Source organism: Olivibacter sitiensis DSM 17696 (assembly GCF_000427965.1).
Classification (GTDB): domain Bacteria; phylum Bacteroidota; class Bacteroidia; order Sphingobacteriales; family Sphingobacteriaceae; genus Olivibacter; species Olivibacter sitiensis.
Genome location: NZ_ATZA01000028.1, coordinates 1 through 15,101, shown reverse-complemented (window position 1 = coordinate 15,101; position 15,101 = coordinate 1). Strand labels below are relative to the sequence as shown.

General features: G+C 43.8%; 14 protein-coding genes. 11 read left to right on the top strand and 3 right to left on the bottom strand.

Annotated features, from left to right (window positions below):
- Positions 1-104: 104 nt before the first annotated feature.
- Genes A37S_RS0114365 through A37S_RS0114340 form a run of 6 tightly spaced genes read left to right on the top strand, consistent with a single transcriptional unit; the run spans position 105 to position 6,950 of the window.
- Positions 105-1,856, top strand: coding sequence for an ABC transporter ATP-binding protein (locus A37S_RS0114365; RefSeq protein ID WP_245586393.1), 1,752 nt, complete (start codon positions 105-107; stop codon positions 1,854-1,856).
- Positions 1,843-3,651, top strand: coding sequence for an ABC transporter ATP-binding protein (locus tag A37S_RS0114360; protein ID WP_084163915.1), 1,809 nt, complete (start codon positions 1,843-1,845; stop codon positions 3,649-3,651). Before A37S_RS0114365 ends, A37S_RS0114360 begins: the two co-directional genes overlap by 14 nt.
- A 53-nt stretch (positions 3,652-3,704) precedes the next feature.
- On the top strand, positions 3,705-5,030 hold the full coding sequence (gene mtaB, locus A37S_RS0114355) for a tRNA (N(6)-L-threonylcarbamoyladenosine(37)-C(2))-methylthiotransferase MtaB (protein WP_028297590.1): 1,326 nt from the start codon (positions 3,705-3,707) through the stop codon (positions 5,028-5,030).
- Positions 5,031-5,059: 29 nt separating this feature from the next.
- The gene (locus tag A37S_RS0114350) at positions 5,060-5,680 is read left to right on the top strand and encodes a C40 family peptidase (RefSeq protein ID WP_084163914.1); all 621 of its coding nucleotides are present in this window, start codon (positions 5,060-5,062) and stop codon (positions 5,678-5,680) included.
- 4 nt (positions 5,681-5,684) lie between these two features.
- Positions 5,685-5,897, top strand: coding sequence for a hypothetical protein (locus A37S_RS27520; RefSeq protein WP_036602611.1), 213 nt, complete (start codon positions 5,685-5,687; stop codon positions 5,895-5,897).
- 54 nt (positions 5,898-5,951) lie between these two features.
- Positions 5,952-6,950 (top strand): 3'-5' exonuclease, encoded by a 999-nt coding sequence (locus tag A37S_RS0114340; RefSeq protein ID WP_028297588.1) that lies wholly within the window; start codon positions 5,952-5,954, stop codon positions 6,948-6,950.
- 23 nt (positions 6,951-6,973) lie between these two features.
- On the opposite strand, the gene A37S_RS0114335 is transcribed toward A37S_RS0114340, so the two are convergent.
- Positions 6,974-7,594, bottom strand: a complete 621-nt coding sequence (locus A37S_RS0114335; RefSeq protein WP_028297587.1) for a cytochrome c — start codon at positions 7,592-7,594, stop codon at positions 6,974-6,976.
- Positions 7,595-7,610: 16 nt separating this feature from the next.
- Entirely contained in the window at positions 7,611-8,162 is a 552-nt protein-coding gene (locus A37S_RS0114330; protein ID WP_028297586.1) for a GNAT family N-acetyltransferase, read from the bottom strand.
- 277 nt (positions 8,163-8,439) lie between these two features.
- On the opposite strand from A37S_RS0114330, the gene mqnE reads away from it, so the two are divergent.
- The 4 genes from mqnE (at position 8,440) to A37S_RS0114310 (ending at position 12,026) form a co-directional block, all read left to right on the top strand.
- On the top strand, positions 8,440-9,645 hold the full coding sequence (gene mqnE / locus A37S_RS0114325) for an aminofutalosine synthase MqnE (protein WP_028297585.1): 1,206 nt from the start codon (positions 8,440-8,442) through the stop codon (positions 9,643-9,645).
- Between the two features lie 71 nt (positions 9,646-9,716).
- Positions 9,717-10,355 (top strand): histidine phosphatase family protein, encoded by a 639-nt coding sequence (locus A37S_RS0114320; RefSeq protein ID WP_028297584.1) that lies wholly within the window; start codon positions 9,717-9,719, stop codon positions 10,353-10,355.
- Entirely contained in the window at positions 10,343-11,116 is a 774-nt protein-coding gene (locus tag A37S_RS24800) for a menaquinone biosynthetic enzyme MqnA/MqnD family protein (RefSeq protein WP_051293197.1), read from the top strand. Before A37S_RS0114320 ends, A37S_RS24800 begins: the two co-directional genes overlap by 13 nt.
- A gap of 25 nt (positions 11,117-11,141) precedes the next feature.
- Positions 11,142-12,026 carry a mechanosensitive ion channel family protein gene (locus A37S_RS0114310; RefSeq protein ID WP_028297583.1) on the top strand — a complete coding sequence of 295 codons (885 nt, stop codon included), beginning with the start codon at positions 11,142-11,144 and terminating at the stop codon, positions 12,024-12,026.
- A 36-nt stretch (positions 12,027-12,062) separates the two neighbouring features.
- Here the strand turns inward: A37S_RS0114310 and lon are convergent, their stop codons facing one another.
- Positions 12,063-14,519 (bottom strand): endopeptidase La, encoded by a 2,457-nt coding sequence (gene lon / locus A37S_RS0114305; protein ID WP_028297582.1) that lies wholly within the window; start codon positions 14,517-14,519, stop codon positions 12,063-12,065.
- A gap of 391 nt (positions 14,520-14,910) precedes the next feature.
- Here lon and A37S_RS24795 point away from each other — a divergent pair.
- On the top strand, positions 14,911-15,101 hold a 191-nt coding region (locus tag A37S_RS24795), incomplete at its 3' end, for a DUF4372 domain-containing protein (protein ID WP_028297637.1).

The following is a 15,101-nucleotide window of genomic DNA, read 5'->3' as shown; positions in this document are numbered from 1 at the left end:
CTTTCTTTTCTTCCATCGGTAGTATTCCTCTTCATCATTCCCCCTCACTCATTGTCGATAATTCCATAAATTAATTACCTTAGCTTGTCCAAACGGTCAATTTTATGTCCCTGAAACAGTATTTGCCTTTTATAAAGCCCTTTAAACAAGCTTTTTTCATCACGCCCGTTCTGGTCATCATCGATGTCGTCTGCGAAGTGCTGCAGCCTCGGCTCATGTCGGATATTGTGGATGTGGGAATCAAGAACAGTGATCTCCCTTATGTTTACAGGACAGGGGGATTGATGGTTCTTTTGTCCGTGATTGCCATTTTGGCCAATATAGGTAACATCTATTATTCTTCCCGAGCCTCTGTTGGTTCCGTCACCCACCTGAGGAACGCTATCTTCCGCAAGATCCAGTCCTTCTCTTTTGCCGATATAGACCGGTTCAGTTCAGCCTCGCTTAGCACGCGCATCACCAATGACACCAATATCTTGCAGCAGGTGCTGATGATGTCCATGCGCCTGATGTTCCGCGCCCCTTTTATGCTGGTTTTCGCCGTGTTGCTTGCCATTACAATCAACGCAGAGCTGGCGTTGATACTGGCGTTCTCCATTCCCGTGCTTGGTGGCAGCATTTATTACCTACTAAAAAAGGGACTGCCATATTTTGCCCAAATGCAACAAAGATTGGATAGGCTCAATGGCATCATACAGGAAAACCTGACCAACGTGAGGGTAGTCAAATCCTTCGTCAGACAAGATTACGAAAAGAAAAAATTTGGCATGGCCAACGAAGAACTGATGGAAATGGCTGCCAAGGCATCGGGTGTCGTTATCATGATCTTGCCCGTCATGCAGCTTATCATGAACCTTTCTATCGTTGCGGTGGTCTGGTTTGGCGGAAATAAGATTATTGGCGATAAGATGGAGGTAGGTCAATTCATGTCCTTTATCAGCTATATCATACAGATACTTATCTCGCTGATGATGTTGTCCATGACCCTGATGATGCTTTCCCGTGCTGCGGCCTCTTCCAAAAGGGTGCTCGAAGTATTGGATCAAACGCCCTCGCTGACCGATGGTCCGGAAGCCTTGCGGCATCACCATGTACTCATGAAAGGAGGCATCGCCTTTCGGCAGGTATGGTTTCGTTATAATCCAGATAACCCAGCATATGTCTTACGCGATATTTCGTTTGAAATACGGCCTCACAGTACGGTAGCCATTATCGGTGCCACCGGGGCTGCAAAAAGTTCGCTGGTACAGTTGATCCCGAGACTTTATGATGCAACAAAGGGAGCCGTGCTGATCGATGGGATTCCCGTAAAGGACTATACGCTGAAGGAACTACGCGGACAGATTGCCATGGTATTGCAAAAAAACGAACTTTTCTCCGGAACGATATATGACAATCTGCGCTGGGGCGATCCAAAGGCCAGCGAGGAGGAGATGCGGCAAGCCGCGGAGATAGCGCAGGCCGATGCGTTTATCCGTTCTTTCCCGCAAGGATACCATGCCGTGTTGGGGCAAGGGGGCGTCAATATTTCCGGGGGGCAAAAGCAGCGCCTCTGCATTGCCCGTGCCATATTGAAAAAACCGAAGATATTGATACTGGACGACAGTACCAGTGCCGTGGATACCGCTACGGAAATGGCTATACGGGAAGGTCTTAAAAAATACCTTACCGCCACTACGGTCATCATCATTGCCCAAAGGATCAGCTCCATCATGCACGCCGACCAGATCATTGTCTTGGAGGATGGACAGGTCGTTGCCAAGGGAACCCACGAGGAACTATTGCGCGAAAGCAATCCTTATCAAGAAATCTATTATTCGCAGGTTTATCAAACAAAGGAAAATGAAGAAAAATAACGCGGATACAATTGCGCCTGCTTCGCTGCCGGGCAATCGCGGGAAGGCTATCGGAGTGGAAAAGCCCAAGGATTCTCTTGCTGTTCTTGTCAGGCTTTGGAAATATCTCAGCCGTCAAAAGCTCTTGCTTTCGCTGGTTTTGCTGGCCTTGGTGGTAAACACCTTGGCCAACCTGGGAGGATCTTACCTGCTCCGCCCGATCATTAACGATTATATTGTGCCGGGTAATCTGGCTGGACTTGCCAAGATGGCCTTCTTGATGATCGGCATTTACCTGATAGGGGCTATAGCCTCCATTGCCCAAAGCCGGTTGACGATCTCTATGGCTCAAAAAACGGTGATGCAGATCCGCAAAGACCTATTTGGCAAGATGCAGATGCTACCAGTGCGGTTCTACGATACACACCAGCATGGCGACCTGATGAGCCGTTTTACCAACGATATCGAAACGGTGAGCGAGGCACTCAACAACAGTGTCGTCCAACTGTTAATAAGCAGCATTACCTTGATGGGAACCCTGGGCTTAATGATATACATCAGTCCGATGCTGACCTTGGTATCCTTGATTATGGTTCCGCTGATGCTGTTTACGGCTTCAAAGATCATCAAAAAAAGCAAGCAATTTTTTGGGGCCAACCAAGCTGCCTTGGGCACTGCCAATGGCTATGTGGAGGAAATGATATCCGGGCAAAAAGTGGTGAAGGTTTTTAGCCATGAGGAGGAGGCCATCCATCACTTCGAAAAGCTGAACGGGCACTTGGGCCAGCAGTCCATGAAGGCACAGTTTTATTCCGGACTGATGATGCCGCTGATGTTCAATATCAGCACCATCAATTATGCCTTGACGGCCATCATCGGGGCTGTGCTGGCTATCACGCGTGGGTTGGACATCGGTGGGCTGGCAGCCTTTCTGCAGTATGCGCGGCAATTTGGTAGGCCGATCAACGAGATTTCGAGCCAGTTCAACAGCCTGCAATCTGCACTGGCCGGAGCGGAACGGATATTCAACATCATGGATGAGGAGCCTGAACCCAAAGACAGTGAAGATGCAGTAGCAATAGCTTCGGTAAGCGGAGATGTACAATTTGAGCATGTCGACTTTTCCTATAGTCCCGATAAACAGATCTTGAAGGGGATTTCCCTTCATGCCTATAAAGGCAATAAGATCGCTTTTGTAGGGGAAACGGGAGCCGGAAAGTCTACCGTGATCAACCTGCTTCCGCGGTTTTACGATATCCAGAGCGGCAAGATCACCATAGACGGAATTTCGATAGAGAAGATAAAGCGGGACGATCTGAGGAGAAATCTGGCCATTGTCTTTCAGGATACGCACTTGTTTACCACCAGTGTTATGGAAAATATCCGCTATGGCCGCTTGGATGCAAGTGACGAGGAAGTGGTAGCGGCTGCCAAACTTGCCGCTGCCGATTCATTTATCACTATGTTGCCACAGGGCTATGATACGCTGTTGGTCAATGATGGGTCCAATCTGAGTCAAGGACAGAAGCAGTTGATCAATATTGCGCGGGCGGCCATAGCAGATGCTCCCATTTTGATCTTGGACGAAGCCACCAGCTCCATCGATACGCGCACCGAGATAGCGATACAAAAGGGCATCGACCAATTGATGAAGAGCCGGACCAGTTTTGTGATTGCCCACCGCCTTTCTACGGTACGGAATGCTGACGAGATCTGCGTCATAGACAAGGGGCAGATCGTGGAACGCGGTCGCCACGAACAGTTATTGGCCCAAAAAGGGATTTATTATCAGTTGCATTTGCGTCAGTTTGATTAAGGTTGACCTGAAATTGTATATGAAAGGCAATTTGTCTAAATTTGCAACTGATTATGAATAAGAAGGTAGCGTTTTACACTTTGGGGTGCAAACTCAATTTTTCCGAAACTTCCTCCATCGGAAGGCAATTCCAGCAAGCGGGTTATGATACGGTGGCGTTTCACGACAAGGCTGACGTATATGTCATAAACACCTGTTCCGTAACAGACAATGCAGACAAGAAATGCCGTAAGGTAGTTAAGGAGGCCCTAAAATATTCGCCCAATGCCTATGTGACCGTCGTTGGTTGTTATGCCCAGCTCAAGCCTAAGGAGATAGCCGAGATTCCGGGGGTAGACATGGTGCTGGGTGCTGCCGAGAAATTTAATATCATTGAGCATATAGATGCACTGACCAAGAGCGATAAGGCGGTTATCCACCATTCGCCTATCGATGAGACCAAGCAGTTTGTGCCTTCGTTTTCCGTGGGTGACCGTACGCGTACTTTTTTAAAGGTGCAGGACGGTTGCGATTATTCGTGCACCTTTTGTACCATTCCCTTGGCAAGGGGGGCAAGCAGAAGTGGTACCATTGCCGATATAGTGCAACAGGCAACCGATATCGCTGCCTCTGGCGTGAAGGAAATCGTGTTGACCGGAGTGAATATTGGTGATTTTGGTATTCGCAATGGCAGTCGAGAAGACCGCTTTTTCCATTTGGTGCAGGCTTTGGACGAGATAGAAGGCATAGAGCGCATTCGCATTTCTTCCATTGAGCCTAACCTGCTGAGCGATGAGATCATCGAATTTGTAGCGCAGTCCAAACGTTTTGTGCCGCATTTCCACATTCCTTTGCAGTCTGGTAGCGACAAGATCTTGAAATTGATGCGCCGGAGGTACAAGCGCGAGCTGTACAAAGAGCGTGTAGAGAAAATAAAGGCTTTGATGCCGCATTGTTGCATTGGTGTTGACGTTATAGTGGGGTTTCCCGGCGAAACCAGGGAGGACTTTTTGGATACCTATAACTTTATCAATTCGCTGGATATATCTTACCTGCACGTGTTCACTTATTCGGAGCGCGAGAATACGATCGCTGCCCAAATGGAAGGTGCCGTGCCTGGGGCACATCGCTCCGACAGGAGCAAAATGCTACATATACTCTCCGATAAGAAGAGAAGAGCTTTCTACGAATCCCAACTAGGTTCTAATGCCGATGTATTATTTGAAAGCGATGTAAAGCAAGGGTATATGCACGGTTTTACGAAAAATTACGTTAAAGTAAGGACAGCCTACGATCCCTTGTTGGTAAATGAAATCCAACAAGTGACATTGTTGGAAATTTCCAGTGAGGGTGAAGTAGAGGTTGCCGAAATTGCTAGCACTACTGCTTTGGTGCATTAATTGAGTTTGGAGTTTGGAAGCGTTCCCTTATGCAAATAAATCGTTGTATCGCTTTGTTCTGCTTATCTGCCATCTTATTGACCGGTTGTACCAGTCAGGTTCGCCTGCCATCCAATGTTTACAAAGGAAAAAAATCCAAAGGCAGGAATGCCGTATATGCTAGGAACAAAAAAGGTGAGTCCATTCAAAAAGAGGTTGTCTACAATTCGTCAACAGTCCGTTCGGAATCTGGGTCCTTATTGGCAAATTATGCCCAATTGATAGGCGTTCAAGAAAATGAACTTCATAATTATGCGCTATATGAGCTGATAGACGACTGGATGGGCGTGCCTCATGCCGATGGGGGTAATACCAAGCGGGGCATAGATTGCTCTGGCTTTGCAACTATACTCATGGAAGAGGTATATGGCAAGTCCATTCCCAGGATTTCCAGCCAACAAGCCGAATTGGTGAAAAGAAAATACGAAGATCAATTGCAAGAAGGTGATCTGGTTTTTTTTTCGTTTGGGAAAAAGATGATTGACCATGTGGGAATTTATTTGGCAAACAACAAGTTTGTGCATGTCTCTACCAGTAGCGGGGTTGTGATCAGTGATTTGAAAGATGCATGGTATTATCCTTATTTTGTACGTTGCGGATCTATACTTTGATAAAATGGAACGATTCTGCTCTTGTCAAGACGGTGATGGACAATTGTATATCGCATCAAATTTGATTAAGTTTGAAAAAAATTGCTACACAAGCATGAAGAATAATAAAGAAGAGTTTGGTTTCTGGGCTAAATATAAACACTTTGCCAGCAATGAGATATTGCTTTATGTCATTATGATTGTCGGGATCGCTTTAGGGATCATTATTTTTGGATAAACCTCGTTCCATCCATCTACAAAAGATTTATTGTTATATTATATTTTGATAAAAATGAAATTAAATTTAAGGCGGCCTTTGGCATTTTTCGATCTAGAAACTACAGGAATCAACATTTCGGCCGATCGGATCGTGGAAATCTCTATATTAAAGGCTCTGCCGAACGGTGATGAAGAGGTAAAGACGTGGAAAGTCAATCCAGGAATTCCGATTCCATTGGAATCATCACTCATACATGGCATATATGACAAGGATATCGAGGGGGCGCCTACATTCAAAGAAATAGGGGCAGAGGTGGCTGCATTTTTGGAAGATGCAGACCTTGCTGGATATAACTCGAATAAGTTTGATATTCCATTGATAATGGAAGAGTTTTTGCGAAATAATATTTCCTTTGACTTGGAAGGTAGAAGTTTTGTAGATGTACAGAACATTTTTCACCAAATGGAACAGCGTACGTTGAAAGCAGCTTACAAGTTTTATTGCGATAGTTCGTTGGAAAATGCCCATAGTGCTGAAGCTGACGTGAGGGCAACCTACGAGGTGCTAAAAGCTCAAATAGAACGTTATGAAGGTCAATCTTGGGAAAACAAGAAAGGTGAGGTAAGTACCCCTGTGCAGAATGACGTGCAGGCACTGCATGAGTTTACCAATCTGACCCGTCCGGTAGACTTCGCGGGACGCTTAGTGTTTGATGAAAATGGGGTAGAGGTGTTCAGCTTTGGTAAGCATAAGGGCAAAGCGGTAGAAGACGTCTTCGGTATAGAACCTTCCTATTACTCTTGGATGATGCAGGGAGACTTCCCCTTGTATACTAAGCGTTGCCTGGAAAAGATTTGGGCAAGGTGGAGAGCTAATATGCAAAGTAGCCCTTCTCAACAAACCAGCTCTGCCCCTTTGGGCAAGATTGTTCCGAAAACTAAGGTGACAGCGGCGTCCGACAAACATCAGCAACAGCAGAAAAAAACAACGCAAGGCTACTCTAAAAATAAAAAAGGCCAACCCATTACAGCGGATATGTTGGTCAATTTGCAAGAGAAATTCAAGAAGTAATCAGCCCCTTGCGGCACACTATATTATCCATGCAGGTGCTCTTCTTTGTTGATGGGGCTAGGTAGGTCTTCTCTTTTTGTAGCCTTTAACTTATAGTCACTAGATAAGAGATGTTTCTCCAAGATTTTGATGACCTTTCCCAAGGCCAGGATGGCAAATAATGCAAAGAGGAGCACCAAGGCAAATATACCCGTCATCCAATTTAAGAACGGAGCGGTTTGTGATTGTTGAGATTGTGCGGTACCGGGAGTCACCGCGGTGGGCTTTGCGGCAGCAGTTTCTTGTTCTATGTAAGCCAAGATATTTCTTATGTTGTCGTTAGAAAGATCGGGAAAAGGAGTCATCATCACCTTGTCATGCCCTTCAAAAAGCGTGACGGCCTGCTCATCGCCTTCGGCTATCATGGCAGGTGAGTTTCTAATCCACTTCAATAGCCAAGCTTCGTCCCTTTTTTGGGAGATTCCTGCCAGTCTAGGGCCTACCATGTCCCTGTCTATCGCATGACAAGCGGTACATTTGCTGTTGAAAAGTGCCTTTCCTTCTTGTAGGTCCTGGCCATACGCATAGCTTGAGAAGGTGCATATCGCAAAGAATATAGCAATATAATAATAGTTAATTTGTTCTTTGGGGAATTGCAATGTCATAAAAATCTCCGTATACTCAACCTGCCTGTTGCAGATTCTTATTCATATTATTATGCTTTATCAACGCGCCATCGAATGGCTTCACATCTATTTTCCTACGCAGTATTGTACAATCTGACGCTTGTCTATGGATTGAAAAACCAAGTTTATAGGCCATCCTGCATGCTTGTTCATTTTCAGGTTTGATGTTTATTTTTATTTGCTTTGCCCCCAGGCAGTATTTTGCCAATTCCAGCATCTGACTAAGAGCAGCAGCCATAAATCCATTTCCCCAATATTTGGGCTGTAAAGAACCGCCAAAATGCACACTTTTACTTTCCTTGTCCCAATTATAGAGCGTGCAAGTTCCTATGATTTCTTGTGGTTTATCCTTCAATCGGATAGTGTAGATGAACTTACAAAGCCATAGCATACGTTTAGTAAAATCTATTGCATTATCTTCTTGGGCGTAATTGTCACAGTCTATTTTACCATATAAGACTGGACGGTAGTGAATGTCATTGAAAATCTCAGCTTCTTCTATGCTAAGTTTTCTTAAAATCACTTCTTGATTTTTTAAGTTTTTCATGGGACACAGGGTTAAATGTTTTTAATTAGTTGCTGCTAGTGGCCACGCTTTATTGTTCCAAGGTTAGCATTTTTATAACATTTTTGTGTGTTGCATTGTTTAGGCATTGATGTTTTTTTTCTTCCATTTTTAAATAGAGACGGAATGTGTATGGAGCATGATCGTCGAACAGCATGCTCTAAATAATAAGTTGAAGTCAATACTTTGTCAATAGCTTGGATGTGGATTGTGGTTTTAAGCAAAAATCTATAAGTTTGTTCGAACAGATAATAGCAGTATGGAAGTTGAAAGTAGGTTGGATCTATTGATAGAAAATAAGCTGCTTGCTGCAGATTTGAAGGCAATTGCCGTCAAGGTGAAGCGAGGTGAACGGATAAGTTTTGAGGAAGGTGTCCTGCTGTACGAAAAGGGGGAATTGGGTTATTTGGGCGTTCTTGCCAATTATATACGTGAGAAAAAGAATGGCAATTACACTTATTTTAACCGCAATTTTCATATAGAACCCACCAATCTTTGTGTATACGATTGTAAGTTTTGTTCTTATAGTAGGCTCATCAAGCAAAAGGAAGAAGGGTGGGAGGCCACTATGGAGAGCATGTTGGAGACGGTCAAGGGGTATGATGATGAGGCTGTCACCGAGGTGCATATCGTGGGAGGGGTATTGCCGCAATACAATATGAAATTCTATATGGATCTCTTTGCAGCTATCAAGCGCCATAGGAAGGACTTACATGTTAAGGCGCTCACACCTGTAGAATACCATTATATCTTCAAAAAAGCAAAGGTAGACTACGCTACGGGCATGCGCATGATGAAGGAGTCCGGTCTGGAATCTATGCCCGGAGGAGGAGCCGAAATTTTTCATCCCGAAATAAGAGATCATATATGTAAAGACAAATGCGATGCAGATCAATGGTTGTCCATTCATGAGGAGTGGCACAAGCTAGGTATGCACTCCAATGCGACCATGCTTTATGGCCATATTGAAAAATTCTGGCATAGAGTGGATCACATGGAAAGGCTTCGCCAATTGCAGGACCGTACTGGCGGATTTCAATCATTTATTCCCCTCAAGTTTCGCAACAAAGACAATCAGATGTCGCATGTGGATGAGGTAAGTGTCATCGAGGACTTGAGAAATTATGCGATAGCGCGAATTTATCTCGATAATTTCCCTCATATAAAAGCATATTGGGCCATGATTAGTAGGGATACGGCGCAGTTGTCCTTGAGTTACGGAGTGGACGATATAGACGGTACTTTGGACGATACCACTAAGATATATTCCATGGCGGGCTCGGAGGAGCAAAATCCGGCCATGAGTACCCGTCAGTTGGTAGAGCTCATAAAACAGGTAGGGCGTCACCCCATTGAACGGGACACCTTGTACCATATCGTCACAGACTATCAAGACTATGTGTTTGAAGAGAAGGAGACAGAAAAAGTGAACTACTATAGTTTACCCGTCTTGGACAACCATTAATTGATTCCGACACTTGTTAACAGCTGTGATCTGAAAGGTTTAATTCCCCTTTGTTTTTAAATTTATTCGACTTGGAGAAAATATTGTATATAATACGTCACGGAGAAACAGATCTCAATAAAAAGGGCATAGTTCAGGGTAGGGGAGTAAACTCTCCCCTGAACGAAACCGGCCTGAAACAGGCGGAACTATTTTATGAATTTTATAAGAGCGTGCCGTTTGAGAAATTATTCACGTCAACGCTTTTGCGGACTCACCAAACCGTCGACGGCTTTATCCAATCGGGCATTCCATGGGAGCAATTGGAAGGTCTTGATGAGATAAGTTGGGGTATCTACGAAGGTAAGGAGCAAACGGAGGAGGTCTTGAGCGGTTTTTTGGCCCTTACTCAAGGTTGGTGCAATGGAGAGCTGGATTCTTGTGTGGAAAATGGAGAGACACCCAATCAGGTGAAAAAAAGGCAAGAACAAGCAATAGATTATATTTTGAATACCATGTCTACGCATTCCAAAGTGCTGGTATGCATGCATGGCAGGGCTATTCGTCTATTGCTTTGCCTGCTCCTCGGGATAGATCTTTCACGGATGGATGAGTTTCCACATACCAATACGGCATTGTACAAAGTACTGTACGATGGGGTACGTTTTGAGATCATCGATTTTTATAATATATCGCATTTGGAGGGAATTGACAGCGAATGGATAAAGTAAGGATTTCTGCGGTATCTTATACCAATAGCAAACCGTTTATTTACGGCCTGGAGCATGGAGGAGTACAAGATATGATAAATTTGGTCTTGGACGTTCCCAGTACTTGTGCCAGAAAGCTCATAAATAATGAAGTGGACTTAGGCCTGGTGCCGGTGGCGGCTCTTTTAGACATGTCGTCACATGATATTATTGGTGACTATTGCATAGGTGCCAGTGGGGCTGTTAATTCCGTCTTTATTTTCAGCAATAAGCCTATTGAACAAATCAACACCATTCGCTTAGATAAGCAATCTCGTACGTCCAATAACTTGGCAATGGTTTTATTGACCTTTCATTGGAAAAAGGAGGTTTCCTTTGCAAAGGAAGATGAGCCGGCCGATGCTTTTGTATTGATAGGTGATAGGACTTTTGGCAAGGCGAAGGAATATTCGTATGCCTACGATTTGGCCGAATGTTGGATGAATTTTGTAGGCTTACCTTTTGCCTTTGCCGTATGGGCATCTAATAAGGTATTACCGCCTGCATTTATCCATAGATTCAATGAGGCTATGTCTTTTGGCCTGAAACATAGGAAGGAGGTAATAGCACAATTGCCCAAAAGGAGTGATTTTGACATTGCACACTACTTGATGTATAGCATCGATTTTGATTTGGATGAAAACAAGCGCAAAGCTATATCGCTTTTCCATAACTATATGATTCAGCTTAGCGAGCAGCATATTACCCATCCATATCTGCAAAAAACAGAACAGGTCATATAGCCGTTTTATCGTATATTGTCTTTGTATGAACCCACAAGAAGAGTACTACAAGCGAAAGATAAAGAACAGGCGGGAAATTGTCATCTTGCTGATAAAAATTGCTATTTATCTCCCGCTCGCCTATAGTTTTGAGGAGTATAGCGAATTTTATGACAGTAGACCTTTTCTGGGTAGGGCTGCCTATGCCTTAAGTACTTTTCTGATAGTCAACATCGTTGTCTCCATTAGCAGGATGGTGATTATCATGCTGTATATTAGAAGATCTGCCTATACCAGTCATACTAGGGGTAGTTTTGTGCTGGGCATAAACCGTATCGCCTCTGTCATCAATTCCGTTTTCTTGGTCATCGCATTTATGTTATTGCTCAAGATAGACCCCGTACAATTTATTACGAGCATCACCATCGTCGCTATGGCTATTGCCTTGCTGTTCAAGGAGTACATCACCAATATGATCAGTGGGCTTATCGTGATGTTTTCGGATCAGATTGCCTTAGGCGACTATATAAAAATGGCCGATCAGCAGGGTAAGGTGGTAGATATTACCTTGACCAATATTGTGCTGCTCAATGATGACGATGATATCGTTATGATTCCCAACAACCTTGTGTTTACTTCCAATATCGTAAACCAGTCTGTGCACAATACTAGAATGGTAACTATCGAATTTGAGCTACCGCTTAACTTGTCGGCACATAACGAACAGCTGGAAATGCGGTTGAAGAAAATCATAGAGGACAGAACGGAGGATGTGGTTGCGAACAGTTTTAGGCTTAAGGTGCTGTCCATAATGAAAGATCATGTACGGCACAAAGTGCAGTTTTTGTTGACTCCTCAGGGAAAACAAAACAGACAAAAACTAAAAAAGTTAATGATGGAAGCAATCGTTTCCAATATGGGTAATTCGTAGATACGGAATTTGTACCCGTACCTACGAATTGGATTATCATGCTCCCATGGAAAAATCAATCGGTTTTTTTACTTTTTCTTTTAGAAGGGCATAATCGATGACTTCGCTCATTTCCGTCACATAATGGAAATGAAGGTCATTTATATACGACTCTTTTATTTCCTTTATGTCTTTTTCATTGGATTTGGAAAGAATGATATCCCTTACATTGGCTCTTTTGGCTGCCAGTATTTTTTCTTTGATGCCGCCTACGGGAAGTACCTTACCCCGCAGGGTTATCTCTCCGGTCATTGCAAGTCTCTCACGTACTTTTCTTTGCGTGAACGCCGATACGAGGGCCGTGAGCATCGTGATTCCTGCCGAAGGGCCGTCTTTGGGAGTGGCGCCGGCAGGCACGTGGATGTGCACGTCCCACTTGTCAAAGAGCTTATAGTCAATGCCGAAATCCTGGGCATGGGCCCTGATGTAGGCCATGGCAATGCCTGCCGATTCTTTCATGACATCACCAAGGTTGCCTGTAAGGGTCAATTTCCCTTTGCCAGGGCTAAGGCTCGATTCAATGAATAGGATATCGCCACCCACCTGCGTCCAGGCCAAGCCTGTTACCACACCGGCTACATGATTGTTTTCATAGGCATCTTTATCATAAATGGGGGCGCCCAATATATCTTCCACGTCTTTCATGGTCAAGGACGGGCCAACGGGATCTTCCATCACGATGTGCGTAGCCACTCCTCTTACCAGCGAACCAATCTTTTTTTCTAGGCCACGAACGCCGGATTCCCTCGTGTATGATTCAATGACCTTTTCTATGACAGGGCCTTTGAGTGAAATGTCCTTGCTAGTAAGGCCATGCTGCTCACGCTGCTTGGGAAGCAAGTGTTTTTTTGCAATCTCGATCTTCTCTTCGATGGTATATCCATTTACCTCTATAATTTCCATTCTATCCAGCAAGGCCGGTTGTATATTGGACAATGAGTTGGCCGTAGCAATAAACATGACGTTTGAAAGATCGTAGTCCAACTCTACATAATGGTCGTAAAAGGCATTGTTCTGTTCTGGATCCAACACCTCCAATAAGGCAGACGAGGGGTCGCCTTTATAGTCGTTTCCTACCTTGTCGATCTCGTCCAAAACGAATACAGGATTGGAGCTTTTGGCCTTTTTTATCGATTGAACAATACGGCCCGGCATTGCGCCTATATACGTCTTTCTATGTCCTCTTATTTCGGCTTCATCGCGCACACCTCCCAAAGCCATACGCACATACTTTCTGCCCAAAGCTTTGGCTATGGATTTGCCTAGCGATGTTTTTCCAACTCCCGGAGGGCCTACTAGGCATAATATGGGAGCCTTCATGTCTTTTTTCAGTTTGAGAACTGCCAAGTATTCTATAATACGCTTTTTGACTTTCTCGAGGCCATAATGCTCCTTTTCTAGAATCCGTACAGCATGTTTCAGATCAAAGTTGTCCTTGGTAAATTCCCTCCAGGGAAGATCCAAAAGAAGCTCCAGGTAATTAGCCTGTACCGAATAATCAGCAGCAACGGGGTTGATACGTGCCAATTTGTCGAGCTCCTTGTTGAAATGCTCATTGACTTCCTTACTCCACTTTTTTGACTTGCCTCTTTTGCGGAGTTCTTCAATTTCCAAATCAGGACTGTTGCCACCCAATTCCTCTTGAATGGTTTTGAGTTGTTGATTTAGGAAATAGTCACGCTGCTGCTTATCAAGGTCGATTTTCACCTTGTTCTGTATCTGATTTTTAAGCTCCAGCAACTGAACTTCCACGGTCAATTGTTCCAATACTATTCTTGCCCTATCTTGCAAGTTGACCGTTTCAAGCAATTCCTGCTTTTTGATCAGGTCGGTATTCATATTGCTGGATATGAAATTGATAAGGAAAGAGGTGCTCTCGATATTCTTAATAGCGATGCCCGTCTCACTAGGGATATTTGGAGATAATTGTATAATCTGCATGGCTAGCTCCTTGATGGATGCTATCAATGCATTGAATTCTTTTCCTTTCGGCTTATCCTTTTCCTCAAATCGATTGATGCGCGCTTTTAGATAAGGTTCGTTTTGAACTTCCTCGACCAGATGAACTCGTTGCTTGCCCTGAAGAATCACGGTCGTATTGCCATCGGGCATTTGGAGCATTTTGATAATTACTGCAATGGTGCCTACTTTAAAGAGATCGTCAAATAGCGGATCTTCAACCGCGGTTTCCCTTTGAGCTACCACCCCGATGGTTTTATTGCCCTTATAGGCTTCCTTGATTAACTTAATGGACTTGTTACGGCCAACGGTAATGGGAATTACGACCCCTGGAAAGAGCACGGTATTCCTCAATGGAAGTATGGGTAAGATTTCTGGAATGGATTCATTTGTCATATCCTCTTCGTCCTGTTGCGAGAAAAGAGGGAAAAATTCGGTGTCTTCGTTTATTATCGGAAATGCTTGATTGAAGTCGTATAGATCGTGTTTGCTCATCAATATTTTCTCTTTAACTATTTTTTCGTACTAATTGTTGTTGTTTGCGGCAGAATAAGCCAAAATGTCAGTCCTAATAGTGCGGTCTGCTAAAACCACCCCTTTTGGAGGTTAACATATATGTGTTGCAAGGCCTGTGCCAATTTGCTCAAATGACAGATATGCTAATGATGCAAACTGCTTTTTGTAGGTAGTGCCTAAAAGAAAGCCAGAACAATAAATTAAACCTTTTTGAGTTTTTATTGTATTAATGCTTGTTAGTTTTACTACCTTTAGCGCGTAATTCTTATTAATTTATTTTTCACTACTGACCGACAAAAAATAATTTAAGGAGCTGCCATATCTGGCAAGCTCCTTTTTTCATATTTTGGTTTTACGACAAACTAAAAATATGAGTGATAAAAATACAGAAAAGAAATTAGTCGGTCAGCCAATCTTCAAACAATTATTAGGTTTTATTCCAAGGAACAAATTTGAGATGCTTGTGAGCAAGCACCGGTCTGACCGCTATTACAAGACCTTTGATTCATGGACACAACTCATGACGATGCTGTTCGGAATATTCAGCCGATGTGATTCTAT